The sequence below is a fragment of the Streptomyces sp. Ac-502 genome (assembly GCF_045222935.1).
GTDB classification, from domain to species: Bacteria; Actinomycetota; Actinomycetes; order Streptomycetales; family Streptomycetaceae; genus Streptomyces; species Streptomyces monomycini.
In genome coordinates, this window is sequence record NZ_JBHFFO010000001.1 from 3,435,838 (window position 1) to 3,450,442 (window position 14,605).

The 14,605-nt window shown below is 71.9% G+C and carries 9 protein-coding genes and 1 pseudogene; 3 read left to right on the plus strand and 7 right to left on the minus strand.

The annotated features are described in order from the left end of the window. Positions 1-66: 66 nt before the first annotated feature. From ACEXOX_RS15440 to ACEXOX_RS15460, 5 genes are read right to left on the minus strand one after another with little or no spacing between them, the layout of a single operon-like run. Positions 67-1,146: a LacI family DNA-binding transcriptional regulator gene (locus ACEXOX_RS15440; protein ID WP_406521229.1), complete on the minus strand. Its 1,080-nt coding sequence runs from the start codon at positions 1,144-1,146 to the stop codon at positions 67-69. Next, entirely contained in the window at positions 1,143-2,780 is a 1,638-nt protein-coding gene (locus ACEXOX_RS15445; protein WP_406521231.1) for a glycoside hydrolase family 13 protein, read from the minus strand. The genes ACEXOX_RS15440 and ACEXOX_RS15445 overlap by 4 nt, the downstream gene beginning before the upstream one ends. A 1-nt stretch (position 2,781) precedes the next feature. Then, positions 2,782-3,621 (minus strand): sugar ABC transporter permease, encoded by an 840-nt coding sequence (locus ACEXOX_RS15450; protein ID WP_406521232.1) that lies wholly within the window; start codon positions 3,619-3,621, stop codon positions 2,782-2,784. Further along, positions 3,621-4,589, minus strand: coding sequence for a carbohydrate ABC transporter permease (locus ACEXOX_RS15455; RefSeq protein WP_406526357.1), 969 nt, complete (start codon positions 4,587-4,589; stop codon positions 3,621-3,623). Before ACEXOX_RS15455 ends, ACEXOX_RS15450 begins: the two co-directional genes overlap by 1 nt. A gap of 14 nt (positions 4,590-4,603) precedes the next feature. Beyond that, complete coding sequence (locus ACEXOX_RS15460; protein WP_406521234.1) at positions 4,604-5,869, minus strand: extracellular solute-binding protein; 1,266 nt, start codon at positions 5,867-5,869, stop codon at positions 4,604-4,606. Between the two features lie 354 nt (positions 5,870-6,223). Here ACEXOX_RS15460 and ACEXOX_RS15465 point away from each other — a divergent pair, with 354 nt between their 5' ends. From ACEXOX_RS15465 to ACEXOX_RS15475, 3 genes are all read left to right on the plus strand, one after another. Beyond that, positions 6,224-7,831 (plus strand): glycoside hydrolase family 13 protein, encoded by a 1,608-nt coding sequence (locus tag ACEXOX_RS15465; RefSeq protein WP_406521235.1) that lies wholly within the window; start codon positions 6,224-6,226, stop codon positions 7,829-7,831. 104 nt (positions 7,832-7,935) lie between these two features. After that, a complete protein-coding gene (locus ACEXOX_RS15470; RefSeq protein ID WP_406521236.1) occupies positions 7,936-9,069 on the plus strand; it encodes a LacI family DNA-binding transcriptional regulator in 1,134 nt (377 codons plus the stop codon). A gap of 163 nt (positions 9,070-9,232) precedes the next feature. Further along, positions 9,233-10,069: a phosphatase PAP2 family protein gene (locus ACEXOX_RS15475; protein WP_030019827.1), complete on the plus strand. Its 837-nt coding sequence runs from the start codon at positions 9,233-9,235 to the stop codon at positions 10,067-10,069. 82 nt (positions 10,070-10,151) lie between these two features. Here the strand turns inward: ACEXOX_RS15475 and ACEXOX_RS15480 are convergent. Both ACEXOX_RS15480 and ACEXOX_RS15485 read right to left on the minus strand, forming a co-directional pair. Beyond that, positions 10,152-13,189, minus strand: a pseudogene (locus tag ACEXOX_RS15480) (bifunctional [glutamine synthetase] adenylyltransferase/[glutamine synthetase]-adenylyl-L-tyrosine phosphorylase). Continuing rightward, positions 13,186-14,547: a glutamine synthetase family protein gene (locus ACEXOX_RS15485; RefSeq protein ID WP_030670291.1), complete on the minus strand. Its 1,362-nt coding sequence runs from the start codon at positions 14,545-14,547 to the stop codon at positions 13,186-13,188. The pseudogene ACEXOX_RS15480 and the gene ACEXOX_RS15485 overlap by 4 nt, the downstream one beginning before the upstream one ends. Between the last annotated feature and the right edge of the window lie 58 nt (positions 14,548-14,605).

The following is a 14,605-nucleotide window of genomic DNA, read 5'->3' on the forward strand; positions in this document are numbered from 1 at the left end:
TTCCCGTCGAGTGGTGGCGGTGATCACGCGATTGTGTGGTCATCCTGCCATCCGCGGCCGTGCGCGCTACCCCGCCGGCTCCGGGAGCCGGGCGGTCGATCCCCGTACCACCAGCTCCGGCTGGAAGACGAACTCCGTGTGCCGGTCGGGCGGCCCGTCGCCGTCCGCGCGGGTGCGGACCTCCTCGATCAGCGCGTCCACGGCTGCCGAGGCCATCGCCCGTACCGGCTGGCGCACGGTCGTCAGCGGCGGGTCGGTGAAGGCGATGAGCTGGGAGTCGTCGAAGCCGACGACGGAGATCCGGCCCGGTACGTCGAGGCCGCGCTGGCGGGCCGCCCGTACGACGCCGAGGGCCATCAGGTCGCTGCCGCAGACGACCGCCGTGCAGCCCGCGTCCAGGAGGGAGGCGGCTGCCGCGTGGCCGCCCTCGACGCCGAAGAGGGTGTGGCGGGTGAGGTGTTCGGCCGCCTCCTTCCGCAGGCCGAATTCCTCCTTCAGCGCCGCTGCGAAGCCTTCGGCCTTGCGGCGCGACGGGACGTAGCGGACCGGGCCGACCGCCAGGCCGATGGTCCGGTGGCCGAGTTCGGCGAGGTGGCGTACGGCCATACGGGAGGCCGCCCGGTCGTCCGGGGAGACGAAGGGAGCGGCGATGCCCTCGTGGTGGCCGTTGATGAGGACGTACGGGAGGCCGCGGTCGGTGAGGCGGTTGTAGCGGGCGGGGTCGGTGGTGCTGTCGGAGTGCAGGCCGGAGAGGAAGATGATGCCGGTGACACCGCGGGCTTCGAGCTGCTCGACGAGTTCGTCCTCGGTGGCGCCGCCGGGGAGCTGGGTGCACAGCACGGGCGTGTAGCCGTGGCCCGCCAGTGCCTGTTCGATGAGCTGGGCGAAGGCCGGGAAGATCGGGTTGGTCAGCTCCGGGACGATCAGGCCGACCAGTCCGGCACTGGCGCGCCGCAGACGTACCGGGCGTTCACCGCCGAGCAGGTCGAGGGCGGCCAGGACCCGCTGCCGGGTGCCGCGGGCCACGCCCGCCTTGCCGTTCAGCACCCGGCTGACGGTCGCCTCGCTGACCCGGGCCTGCGCCGCGATGTGCGCCAGCCGGGGGCCGTTGCCCCCGGCCGGCGGCGCGTCGGGGAGGTCGGTCACGCTTCCCACCACACGGCGGTGTCCGCCGGGAGGGTGAGTTCGTCGTCCACGGTGCGGAGTTCGCCGGAGGAGAGCAGCGGGCGCCAGCCGGCGTGGGCGGGGGCGCGTACGGGCTCCGGTGTGGTGTTGACCGTGCAGACGAAGCCGCCGGGGCGGCGGAAGGCCAGGACGCCCTCGGGTGCGTCCAGCCACTCGACCTCGTCGCCCGCGCCGAGCCCGGGGTGGGTGCGGCGCAGCCGGAGGGCCGTACGGTACAGCTCCAGCATGGAGGCCGGGTCGCCGGTCTGGGCGGCGACGCTCAGCCCCGCCCACTCCGGCGGCTGCGGGAGCCAGCTGCCGCCCGTACCGAAGCCGTACGGGGCCGTGTCGCCGGACCACGGGATCGGGACCCGGCAGCCGTCGCGCAGCCCGTCCTGGCCGTCGCCGCGGAAGAACGCGGGGTCCTGGCGGACCTCGTCGGGCAGGTCGGTGACCTCGGGGAGGCCCAGTTCCTCGCCCTGGTAGACGTAGGCGGAGCCGGGCAGGGCGAGCATGAGGAGGGCGGCCGCGCGGGCGCGGCGCGCGTCGCCGCCGAGGCGGGTGGTGTGCCGTACGACGTCGTGGTTGGACAGGACCCAGGTGGTGGGGGCGCCCACGGGCCGCATGGCGTCGAGGGAGTCGTCGATGGCGGCGCGCAGTGCGGCGGCGTCCCATCCGGTGCCGAGGTAGTGGAAGTTGAACGCCTGGTGGAGTTCGTCGGGGCGCAGGTAGAGGGCGGTGCGGTCGGCGCTGGGGGTCCAGGCTTCCGCGACGCCGATGCGCTCGCCCGCGTACTCGTCCAGGACCGTGCGCCAGGAGCGGTAGATCTGGTGCACGCCGTCCTGGTCGAAGAAGGGCAGGACCTGGTTGCCGAGGAGTTTGAGCTGGTCCTTGCGGCCCATGTCGGGCAGGCCGGGGGCCTTGACCAGGCCGTGGGCGACATCGATGCGGAAGCCGTCCACTCCGAGGTCGAGCCAGAAGCGCAGGATGGAGCGGAACTCGTCCTGGACGGCCGGGCTGTCCCAGTTGAAGTCGGGCTGTTCGGGGGCGAACAGGTGGAGGTACCACTCGCCGTCGGTGACGCGCGTCCAGGCGGGGCCGCCGAAGACCGACTCCCAGTCGTTGGGCGGGAGTTCGCCGTTCTCGCCGCGGCCCTTGCGGAAGTGGAAACGGTCCCGGAGCGTCGAGCCGGGGCCCTCCTCCAGCGCCTGCCGGAACCAGGCGTGCTGGTCGGAGCAGTGGTTGGGGACGACGTCCACGATGACGCGCAGGCCCAGGCCGTGCGCGTCGCGGATGACGGCCTCGGCGTCGGCGAGGGTGCCGAAGGCCGGGTCGATGACGCGGTAGTCGGCGACGTCGTAGCCCGCGTCGGCCTGCGGGGAGGAGTAGAACGGGCTGAGCCAGACGGCGTCGACGCCCAGGTCCCTGAGGTAGGGCAGGCGGGTGCGGATGCCCGGGAGGTCGCCCATGCCGTCGCCGTCGCCGTCGGCGAAGCTGCGCGGGTAGACCTGGTAGATCACCGCGTCGCGCCACCACTGGGTGGCACCGGGTGCGGTCGCGTCCGCGGCGTCGGCGGGCGCTCCGGTGGCGTGGTGCTGGGTGGTCTGCTGGGTCATGTCATCCCTTGGTGGTGCCGGAGGTCAGTCCGGCGACGAGGTGGCGCTGGGCGAAGGCGAAGACCAGGCCGGCGGGGACCGCGATGATCACGGCGGCGGCGGTCATCGAGCCCCAGTCGTTGACGTACTGGTTGACGAAGGTCTGCAGGCCGCCGGCGAGGGTCAGGTTCTCCTCCCCCGTCATGAAGGCGGAGGCGTACGCGACCTCGGCCCAGGCCGTCACGAAGGTGTAGAAGCCGGTGACGGCCAGGCCGGGGCGGGCCAGCGGCAGGACCAGGCGCCAGAAGGTGCCGAAGGGGTTGAGACCGTCGACGCGTCCGGCTTCGTCGATCTCCACCGGGATGGTGTCGAAGAAGCCCTTCATCATCCAGGCGCAGAACGGGACGGCGATGGTCAGGTACGTGACGACCAGACCGGCCGGCTGGTTGAGCAGGCCCAGGCTCGCCATCAGGTTGTACAGCGGCACGATCAGCACGGCGACCGGGAACATCTGCGTGATCAGCAGCAGCCACATCAGCGGGCGCATCCCGGGGAACCGGAAGCGGCTGACGGCGTAGCCGGTGGTGGCCGCGACGAACACGCCGAGGACGGTGGTGATGCCGACGACGACCAGCGAGTTGCCGAACCAGGCCAGGAACTGGGTGTCGGCGATCACGTGCCGGTAGTTGGCGAAGGTGAAGTGGGTGACCAGCTCGGTGGAGAAGGCGTCGTTCTTCGGTTTGAAGGAGGTGATGAGCAGCCACAGGGGCGGGAAGACCGCGACGGCGGCGGCGGTCAGGAGGGTCGCGTGCAGGCCGACGGAGGCCAGCGGGCTGCGTCTGTCGCGCGGGGACTTGGCCATCACCACACCTCACCCTGCTTGCGCAGCGAGCGGCGGTAGACCACCGCGATCAGGGACAGCAGGAGCAGGATCAGCACGCCCCAGGCGGCCGAGCCGGCGAAGTCCCGCGGACTGTCGACGAAGGAGAGCCGGTAGGCGTACGTCACCAGGATCTCGGTGGCGTCGCCGGGGCCGCCCCGGGTGAGCAGGTAGATCACCGGGAACATGTTGAACGTCCAGATGGTGGAGAGCAGGATCACGGTGCTGCTCACGCCGCGCAGACCGGGCAGGGTGATGTTGCGGAACCGCTGCCAGGCGTTGGCGCCGTCCATCTCCGCGGCCTCGTACAGCTCGCCGGGGATCGACTGGAGCCCGCCGAGCAGCGCGACGAGCATGAACGGTACGCCCAGCCAGACATTGACGGCGATGACCGACAGCTTGGCCCAGGTCGGGTCGTTCAGCCACGGCACCGCGTCGATGCCGCCGCCCGCCAGGAGCTTGTTCAGCAGGCCGTTCTTCTCGTTGTAGAGCAGCCGCCAGGTGAAGACGGAGACGAAGGCGGGGATGGCCCAGGGCAGGATCAGCGCCAGCCGGTAGCAGGTGCGGCCGCGCAGCCCGCGGTTGAGCAGGTTGGCGAGGGCCAGGCCGATGGAGAAGGTGAGGGCGACGCAGGCCACCGTCCACAGCACGGTCCAGCCGAGCCGGCCCCAGAAGACGTTGTCGCCGAGGATCTCGGTGTAGTTCTCCAGGCCGGTGAACTTGTAGGTGGCCGGGATGTGGTTCATGCCGATGTTGCGCTCGACGTTGGCCTCGTTGGCGTCCGTCAGCGACAGGTACAGGCCGCGGACCAGGGGATAGCCGATGATGACGCCGATGACGAGGACCACCGGGGCGACCATGGTCCAGGCGTACCAGTGGGTGCCCAGGGCTCTGCGTACCCGGCCCGGCGGCGCGGCGGCGGCAGCCTCCTTCCGCCGGGCCCGGGCCATCCGCGCGGTGTCCGTCACTTGTAGTCCTTGAGGAGCTTGCGGTAGCTGTCGCCGACGGCCTTGGCGGCCTGCTCGGGGGTGCTGGCGCCGGTGAGGACCTTGTTCATCTGGACCTTGATCGGCTCGAAGAGGGCGTTGCCCTCGGCGATCCAGGGGCGCTGGACGGCCTTGTCGACGGCGGGCTTGAAGAAGGCGACCATCTCGTTGTTCTTGACGGACGGCACCTCGTACACGGACTTGCGGGTGGGCAGCAGGCTCAGCTGTTCGGTGGTCTGCTGCTGGATCTTCGCCGAGCTCATGTACTTGGCGAAGGCGTAGGACGCCTGGAGGTTCTTCGAGCCCGCGTAGACGGAGAGGTTCCAGCCGCCCTGCGGGGAGCCCTGGGAGGCGCTGCCGCCGGGGACGGGCGCGATGCCCAGGTTCTTCCTGTCCTTGAACTCCTTGCCCGCGCGGACGCCTTCGAGGTCCCAGGGGCCGCTGACGGCCATCGCGACGCTGCCGTCCTTGAGGGCCTTGAGCTGGTTCTCCTGGCCGTCGGTGGCGTCGGTGACGGCGGCCTTGGCGTCGACCAGGTCCTTGATGGCCTTGAAGGCCTTGACACCGGCGTCGTCGTCGATCGTGACGACCTTGTCGCGGGCGTCGACCAGGTCACCGCCCTCGCCGTAGAGGTAGGGCAGGAACCAGTACGGGTCGTCGCCGCGCAGGTACAGCGCGGTGGCGCCGGTCTTCTCCTTGATCTGCTTGGCGGCGGCGGTCAGCTCGGCGACGGTCTTGGGGACCTCGACACCGGCCTGCTTGAGCAGCCGCTTGTTGTAGAAGAGGCCGAGGGTGTCGGTGACCTGCGGCACCGCGTAGGTCTTGTCCTTGAATCTGGTGCTGCCGAGCGCCTGCGGCAGGTAGTCCCCGGTGTTGTCCAGGGCCGGGGTGTCGTCCAGCGGGGCGAGGTAGCCGAGGTTGGCGAAGTCGGCGACCCAGGCGACCTCGGTGCGCATCACGTCGGGGGCGCCCGCGCCGGCCCCCGCGGCGTTCTTGAACTTGGCGTTGGCCTCGCCGAACGCGACGCTGACGTACTTCACGTCGACCTTCGGGTGCTCCTTCTCGAAGCTCTCGGCCAGCTTCTTGTACGTCGCCTTCTCGGCGTCGTTGGAGGTGTCCCAGAAGGTCACGGTGCCCGACAGCTCGCCCCCGCTCTGCTGGTCGCCTCCGCCGCCGCCTCCGCACGCCGTCGCCGCCATTGCCAGACCCGCGACCAACGCGGTAGTCGCCATGCCACGCCGCATGTGAACTCCTTAAGGGAACGCCCGAGATGGCGTCGGAACGCCTTGCCCGGCCGTTCGGAACGCCTGTGATGGCGGACAGGAACGTAACAGCGCCGACATCAATTCGAAAGACCTTGCGGTAAATTTCTGCAAGGAGACAGGAAGGCGTTACAGGGGGCGGCGCCCGCGCACGCCACGCCCGCCGCACCCCAGCAGGCCGCTCACCAGGGCTCCGAGCGCCCACGGGCCCGTCACCCCGCCGTGCTCCGCGCGTTGAGTCCGTAGACGACCGTCCGACGATCGATGCCTGGACCCTGCAAGACGATGCATGGACGCTCTGCCCCGAATCGCCCCACTCTCGAACAGGGATGCCAGATGACCCAGGAGCTGACCTCGACCGACCCCGGCCACGCGGCGGCGGAGCCCGGCGGGCGCCCCGGCTGGTGGCGCGACGCCGTCATCTACCAGGTGTACGTCCGCTCCTTCGCCGACTGCGACGGGGACGGCATCGGCGATCTGCGCGGCGCCCGCGAACGCCTGCCCTACCTGCGCGAACTGGGTGTGGACGCCGTCTGGCTCACCCCGTTCTACGCCTCCCCGCAGGCCGACGGCGGGTACGACGTCGCCGACTACCGCTCCGTCGACCCGCTGTTCGGCAGCCTCCAGGACGCCGACGACCTGGTACGGGCGGCGCACGCGCTGGGCCTGCGGGTGATCGTCGACATCGTGCCCAACCACACCTCCGACCAGCACCCCTGGTTCCAGGACCCGGAACTGGCCCGCCGGCGCTACATCTTCCGCCCCGGCAAGGGCGCCTCCGGCGAGCTGGCGCCCAACGACTGGGAGTCGGTCTTCGGCGGGCCCGCCTGGACCCGTACCGAGCGCGGCGACTGGTACCTGCACCTGTTCGCCCCGCAGCAGCCCGACCTGAACTGGGACGACCCGGACGTGCACGCCGAGTTCGAGTCGGTCCTGCGGTTCTGGCTCGACCTCGGCGTGGACGGCTTCCGCATCGACGTCGCCCACGGCATGGTCAAGGCCCCCGGCCTGCCCGACATCGGCCACAAGGAGCAGGCCAAGCTCATCGGCAGCCAGGTGCTGCCCTTCTTCGACCAGGACGGCGTCCACGAGATCCACCGCGCCTGGCGCCGGCTGCTGGACTCCTACCCCGGCGAGCGCATCGGCGTCGCCGAGGCGTGGGCCCCCAGCCCCGAGCGGCTCGCCCTGTACGTCCGCCCCGACGAGTGCCACCAGGCGTTCAACTTCCAGTTCCTGACCGCCGACTGGTCCGCCGCCTCGCTGCGCGCCGTCGTCGACGCCTCCCTCGCCGCGACCGCCTCGGTCGGCGCCACCACCTCCTGGGTGCTGTCCAACCACGACGTGGTCCGGCACACGACCCGCCTCGGCGGCCTCCAGCGGGCCCGTGCCGCCACGCTCATGATGCTCGCGCTGCCCGGCTCGGCCTACCTGTACCAGGGCGAGGAGCTGGGCCTGCCGGAGGTCACCGACCTGCCCGACGAAGTGCGCCAGGACCCCGCGTTCTTCCGCGGTGACGGACAGGACGGGTACCGCGACGGCTGCCGCGTCCCGATGCCCTGGTGCGGCGACTCGGCCGCGTACGGCTTCGGTCCCGGCGGCAGTTGGCTGCCCCAGCCGCGCTCCTGGAAGGACCTGTCCGTACGGGCCCAGACCGGCGACCCGGCCTCCACCCTGGAGCTGTACCGCGCGGCGCTGGCCCTGCGCCGCGCGCACCCGTGCCTCGGCGACGGGGACCTCGCCTGGGCCGACGCCCCCGACGGGCTGCTGGCCTTCACCCGCACCGGCCGCCCGGGGCGTACGGAGCTGCTGTGCACCCTGAACACCCTGGACCGCGCCGTCGAACTGCCCCGCCCCGGACGGCTGCTGCTCTCCTCCGCGACGGTCCCCGCCGACGGCGCCACCGCCGTTCTGCCGGGCGACTCCTGCACCTGGTGGGCCCTCTGACGGGCGGCTCCCGCGCACCGGACGGGCCGCCCGGCGGCACGGCCCGCCGCCGAGCGGTGCGGGCAACGTGGGCAATCCGACAGGCGACCGGTACAGTCCCCTCCATGACCGCCCGGCTGGCCGACATCGCAGCGCAGGCGGGTGTCAGCGAGGCCACCGTCAGCCGGGTGCTCAACGGAAAACCCGGTGTCTCCGCCACCACCCGCCAGTCCGTGCTGGCCGCGCTCGACGTGCTCGGCTACGAGCGTCCCGTCCGGCTGCGGCAGCGCAGCGCCGGGCTGGTCGGCCTGATAACCCCGGAACTGGAGAACCCGATCTTCCCGGCGTTCGCCCAGGTCATCGGCCAGGCGCTGACCCGCCAGGGCTACACCCCGGTACTGGCCACCCAGACGCCGGGCGGCTCCACCGAGGACGAGCTGACCGAGATGCTGGTGGACCGCGGCGTCGCCGGGATCATCTTCGTCTCCGGACTGCACGCGGACACCTCCGCCGACATGCAGCGCTACGAGCAGCTGCGCGGCCAGGGCGTGCCCTTCGTCCTGATCAACGGCTTCTCCGACAAGGTGCGGGCGCCCTTCGTCTCGCCGGACGACCGGGCCGCGATCCGCCTCGCCGTCACCCATCTGGCGGCACTGGGCCACCAGCGGATCGGGCTGGCCCTGGGGCCGAAGCGCTTCGTGCCCGTCCAGCGCAAGATCGAGGGCTTCCTGCACAGCATGAACGAGCAGCTCGGCCTGGACCGGGAGGCGGCCCAGGAGCTGATCCAGCACTCCCTGTACACCCTGGAGGGCGGGCAGGCCGCGGCCGGCGCGCTGCTCGCCCGCGGCTGCACGGCGGTGGTCTGCGCCAGCGACATGATGGCCCTGGGCGCGATCCGGGCCGCCCGGCAGCAGGGCCTGGACGTGCCGCGGGAGGTCTCCGTCGTCGGTTTCGACGACTCCCCGCTGATCGCCTTCACGGACCCGCCGCTGACCACGATCCGGCAGCCGGTCACCGCGATGGGGCAGGCGGCGGTGCGCGCCCTGCTGGAGGAGGTCGGCGGCACCCCGGCGCCGCACAGCGAGTTCGTCTTCCACCCGGAGCTGGTCGTCCGCGGTTCCACCGCTTCGGCGCCGAAGACCGTCCGGGTCCCCGGTCAGGGCGGCTCCGCCGCCACGGACGGCAGCCGGGCGGGTACGGACGGAGAACGGTCCGGCCCGGAAGGCAGCAGGCCCGGTACGGACGGAAGCTCTGCCTGAGTGGTCCGGCGGTGTCCGGCGGCCCGGTCCGTCCCTGCCGAAAGGCAGAGCCACCCCCGACCGGGGTGGGGGAGGCGCCTCCCCTAAGGTGCTAGGCGGGCCTCCCCAGGACCCGACCGGAGGGTGATCGGCCGCCGACCCCTTTCTGGCAGACTGTCTGCCTATGGGTGAAGCGCATGTGAAGACTCTTGACGGCCGTACGGCCGTGCCGCCACCCACCGAGGACGAAGCGCCCAGTGCGCCCTCCGGTGGCCGGCTGGCCCGCCTGCGCTCTCCCCGTACCCCGCGGCTCTGGTTCGAGATCCTGCTGATCGCGGTCAGCTACTGGGTGTACTCCCTCATCCGCAACGCCGTGCCCGAGCAGAAGGCCCAGGCGCTGAAGAACGCGGACTGGATCTGGCAGGCCGAGCAGACCCTCGGCATAGCGGTGGAGAAGACCGTCAACCACGCCGTGGACTCGGTGACCTGGCTCATCGTCTCGATGAACTACTACTACGCCACGCTGCACTTCATCCTGACCATCGGTGTGCTGGTCTGGCTCTACCGCTGGCACCCCGGCCGGTACGCGGCCGCCCGCCTCGCGCTCTTCGCCACCACGGGCGTCGCCCTCGTCGGCTACTACTTCTACCCGCTGGCCCCGCCCCGCCTGATGAACGGCGGCGGCTTCATCGACACCGTCATCGTCCACCACACCTGGGGCTCGATGGCGTCCGGCAACCTGGCGTCGATGTCCAACCAGTACGCGGCGATGCCGTCCATGCACATCGGGTGGTCGCTGTGGTGCGGCGTGATGATCGCGCTGATCGCCAAGCCGGTGTGGGCCAAGGTGCTGGGCCTGCTCTACCCGACGACGACGCTGGTCGTCATCGTCTCCACCGCCAACCACTTCTGGCTCGACGCGGTGGGCGGCATCCTGTGCCTCGCCTTCGGCATCGGCCTGGCCTTCGCCTGGTACGCGGCGCTGCCGCACCGGCTGCCGCGACGGGTGGCCACGGCCTGAGGCCGCGGGCCCCGGGCCCGTCCGGCCCGGACCGGCCGAAGCCGGACCTGCCGACCCGGACCTGCCCGCCCCGGGCCCGTCCTCAGCCCGCCGCCCCGTAGAAGAGCTCCTCCACCACCGCGCGGGCCCTGCGGGTCGTCCGCCGGTAGTCGTCCAGCATCTCCCCGACGTGCCCCTCCTCGTACCCGAGGTAGCGGCCCACCGCCGCCAGCTCCCGCGCGTCCGACGGGAACGTGTCGCCGGGGCGGCCCCGTACCAGCATCGTGGCGTTGCGCACCCGCGACGCGAGCACCCACGCCTCGTCCAGGATCTGCGCGTCCTCCGTGGCCAGCAGCCCGGCGTCGCGGGCCGCCGCCAGCGCCGTGCGGGTACGGGTGGTGCGCAGTCCCGGCTCGTTCCAGGCGTGCTGTATCTGGAGCAGCTGTACGGTCCACTCCACGTCGCTGAGGCCGCCGCGCCCCAGCTTGGTGTGGGTGGTCGGGTCGGCGCCGCGCGGCAGCCGCTCGGTCTCCATCCGGGCCTTGAGCCGGCGGATCTCCCGTACGGCGTCCTCGCCCAGGCCCTCCATCGGGTAGCGCAGCGGGCCGATCAGCTCGATGAAGCGCTCCCCCAGGTCGGCGTCGCCCGCGACCGGCTCGGCGCGCAGCAGGGCCTGTGACTCCCACACCAGCGACCAGCGCCGGTAGTAGGCGGCGTAGGAGGAGAGCGTGCGGACCAGCGGTCCGGTCTTGCCCTCCGGCCGCAGGTCGGCGTCGATCGGCAGCGGCGGGTCGGAGGACGGCAGCTGGAGCAGGCGGCGCATCTCGTTGGCGACGGCGTGCGCGGCCTTGGCGGCCTCCTGCTCGTCGGCGCCCTCGCGGGGCTCGTGCACGAACAGCACGTCGGCGTCGGAGCCGTACCCCAGCTCCCGGCCGCCGAAGCGGCCCATGCCGATGACGGTGAAGCGGGTGGGCAGGGTGTCGCCCCACTGGTCGCGTACGGCGGCGCGCAGCGCGCCCGCGATGGTGGCGGCGGTCAGGTCGGAGACGGCGGTGCCGATCACGTCGGCGGCGTGGCCGCGGTCCGCCTCGGCCGGGTGGCCTTCGGTGCCGTACGCGCCGATCAGGTCGGCGGCGGCCGTACGGAACAGCTCACGCCGTCGTACCCCGCGGGCCGCGGCGACGGCCTGCTCGGCGCCCTCCGCGCGGCCGACCGCGGCCAGCACCTCCTGCTCCAGCGCGGCACGGGAGCGCGGCCGGAGCCCGTCCTTGGCGCCGAGCAGCGCGACCGCCTCGGGGGCGCGCAGCAGCAGGTCGGGGGCGAAGCGGCCGGCCGACAGGACGCGGGCCAGGTTCTCGGCGGCGGCGCCCTCGTCGCGCAGCAGCCGCAGGTACCAGGGGTCTTGCCGAGCGCGTCGGAGACCTTGCGGAAGTTGAGCAGTCCGGCGTCCGGGTCGGCGGAGTCCGCGAACCAGGCGAGCAGGACCGGCAGCAGGGTGCGCTGGATGGCGGCCTTGCGGGTGACGCCGGAGGCCAGCGCTTCGAGGTGGCGCAGCGCGGCGACCGGGTCGGCGTAGCCGAGCGCTTCGAGGCGCTGGCCGGCGGCCTTGGCGGAGAGCCGGGTCCCGCCGGGCTCCAGGTGCGCGACGGCGTCCAGCAGCGGCCGGTAGAACAGCTTCTCGTGCAGCCGCCGCACCTCGCGGGCGTGCCACTTCCACTCCTTGCGCAGCGTCGTCACCGGTTCGGTGCGCTGGCCCATGGAGCGGGCGAGTCGCCGCAGGTCGGGCTCGTCCTCGGGCATCAGGTGGGTGCGGCGGAGCTTGTAGAGCTGGATGCGGTGTTCCAGCGTGCGCAGGAAGCAGTACGCGGCGTCCAGCGCCTTGGCGTCCTCGCGGCCCACGTAGCCGCCGGACGCCAGCGCCGAGAGGGCTTCCAGGGTGCTCGGGCTGTGCAGCGTGCCGTCGCTGCGGCCGTGCACCAGTTGCAGGAGCTGGACGGCGAACTCCACGTCGCGCAGCCCGCCGGGCCCCAGCTTCAGTTCGCGGTCGACCTGGGCGGCGGGGATGTTCTCCACGACGCGGCGGCGCATCTGCCGTACGTCGGTCACGAAGTTCTCGCGCTCGGAGACCTGCCAGACCAGCGGGGTGACCGCGGCCACGTACTCCTTGCCCAGCTCTTCGTCGCCCGCCATCGGCCGGGCCTTGAGCAGGGCCTGGAACTCCCAGGTCTTGGCCCAGCGTTCGTAGTAGGCGAGGTGGCTGTTGAGGGTGCGCACGAGCGGGCCGTTGCGGCCCTCGGGGCGCAGGTTGGCGTCCACCGGCCAGATCGTGCCCTCGGCGGTGACGTCGGAGCACACCCGCATCATCCGGCCCGCCAGCCGCGTCGCGGCCTGGAGCGCCTTGGCCTCCTCGGTGCCGTCGCGCGCCTCCGCGACGAAGATGACGTCCACGTCCGAGACGTAGTTCAGCTCCCGGCCGCCGCACTTGCCCATCGCGATGACGGCGAGCCGGCAGGCGGCGGCGTCGGTGGGCTGTTCCTCGCCGGCGATCTCCAGCGCGGCGCGTACCGTCGCGGTCGCCAGGTCGGCCAGCTCCGCGGCGGTCTCGGCGAGATCGGTCGTCCCGCACACGTCGCGCGCCGCGATGCCCAGCAGGCACCGGCGGTACGCGGCGCGCAGCGCGTCCGGGCGCGGCCGGTCCCGGCCCCGCTCGCCCCAGACGCCCTCGGCCAGCGCCGCCTCGAACTCCGGCGTGGTCGGATGCAGGTCGGCCGCCTCGTACGTGACCAGCGACCGCCAGTCGCGCGGATGCCGTACGAGGTGGTCGCCGAGCGCCTCGGACGCGCCGAGCACCCCCAGCAGCCGGTCGCGCAGCGGCTTCGCGGTGATCAGCGTGGACAGCAGCTTGTGCCGCTCGTCCTCGTCCTGCGCCTCCGCCAGCCGCACCAGCGCGGTCAGCGCCAGGTCCGGGTCGGCGGTGCCGCCCAGCGCCTCCAGGAGCACCGAGTCGTCCCGTACGGCGGCCAGTTCGGGCACCTCCAGCAGCCGCCCCGCCGCCGACGGGTCGGTGAAGCCGTACCGCAGCAGCCGCGAGAAGGCGCTGCTGCGCCGCCCCTGGCCCTGCGGAGCGGGGTGCGCGGTCACAGGACCGGCAGCATCTTGCGCAGCTCGAACGCGGTCACCTCGGAGCGGTACTCCTCCCACTCCTGCTTCTTGTTGCGCAGGAAGAAGTCGAAGACGTGCTCACCGAGGGTCTCCGCGACCAGTTCGCTGCGCTCCATCAGGTCGATAGCTTCGCCGAGGTTCTGCGGCAGCGGCTCGATGCCCATGGCGCGGCGCTCGGAGTCGGACAGCGCCCACACGTCGTCGTCGGCGCCGGCCGGGAGCTCGTACCCCTCCTCGATGCCCTTGAGGCCGGCGGCCAGCAGCACCGCGTAGGTCAGGTAGGGGTTGGCGCCGGAGTCGATGGAGCGGACCTCGACCCGGGTGGAGCCCATCTTGCCCGGCTTGTACATGGGGACGCGGATGAGCGCGGAGCGGTTGTTGTGGCCCCAACAGATGTACGAGGGGGCCTCGCCGCCGGCGCCGGCGGTGCGGTTGGCGCCGCCCCAGATGCGCTTGTAGGAGTTGACCCACTGGTTGGTGACGGCGGAGATCTCGCCCGCGTGCCGCAGCAGTCCGGCGATGAAGGAACGGCCGACCTTGGAGAGCTGGTACTCGGCGCCGGACTCGTGGAAGGCGTTGCGGTCGCCCTCGAAGAGCGAGAGGTGGGTGTGCATGCCCGAACCCGGGTACTCCGAGAACGGCTTGGGCATGAACGTCGCCTGCACGCCCTGCTCCAGCGCGACCTGCTTCATCACCAGCCGGAACGTCATGATGTTGTCGGCGGTGGACAGCGCGTCGGCGTAGCGCAGGTCGATCTCCTGCTGGCCGGGGGCGCCCTCGTGGTGGCTGAACTCCACCGAGATGCCCATCGATTCGAGCATGGTGATCGCCTGGCGGCGGAAGTCCATGCCGACGTTCTGCGGGGTGTGGTCGAAGTAGCCGGAGGAGTCGGCCGGGCTCGGCCGGGTGCCGTCCACCGGCTTGTCCTTGAGCAGGAAGAACTCGATCTCGGGGTGGGTGTAGAAGGTGAAGCCGAGGTCGGAGGTCTTGGCCAGGATGCGCTTGAGGACGTAGCGCGGGTCGGCGTAGGACGGGGAGCCGTCCGGCATCAGGATGTCGCAGAACATCCGGGCGGTGCCGGGGGCCTCGGCGCGCCAGGGCAGGATCTGGAAGGTGCCCGGGTCCGGCTTGGCGATCATGTCGGACTCGTACACCCGCGCGAAGCCCTCGATGGCGGAGCCGTCGAAGCCGATGCCCTCGTCGAACGCCTGCTCCAGTTCGGCGGGGGCCACGGCCACGGACTTCAAGAAGCCCAGCACATCGGTGAACCACAGTCGTACGAAGCGGATGTCGCGCTCCTCCAGCGTACGGAGCACAAACTCCTGCTGCTTGTCCATGGCTCACCAATCCTTGCAGGTCAATCGGCCCGTCCCCACCCCATCGGGCAACGAGGTG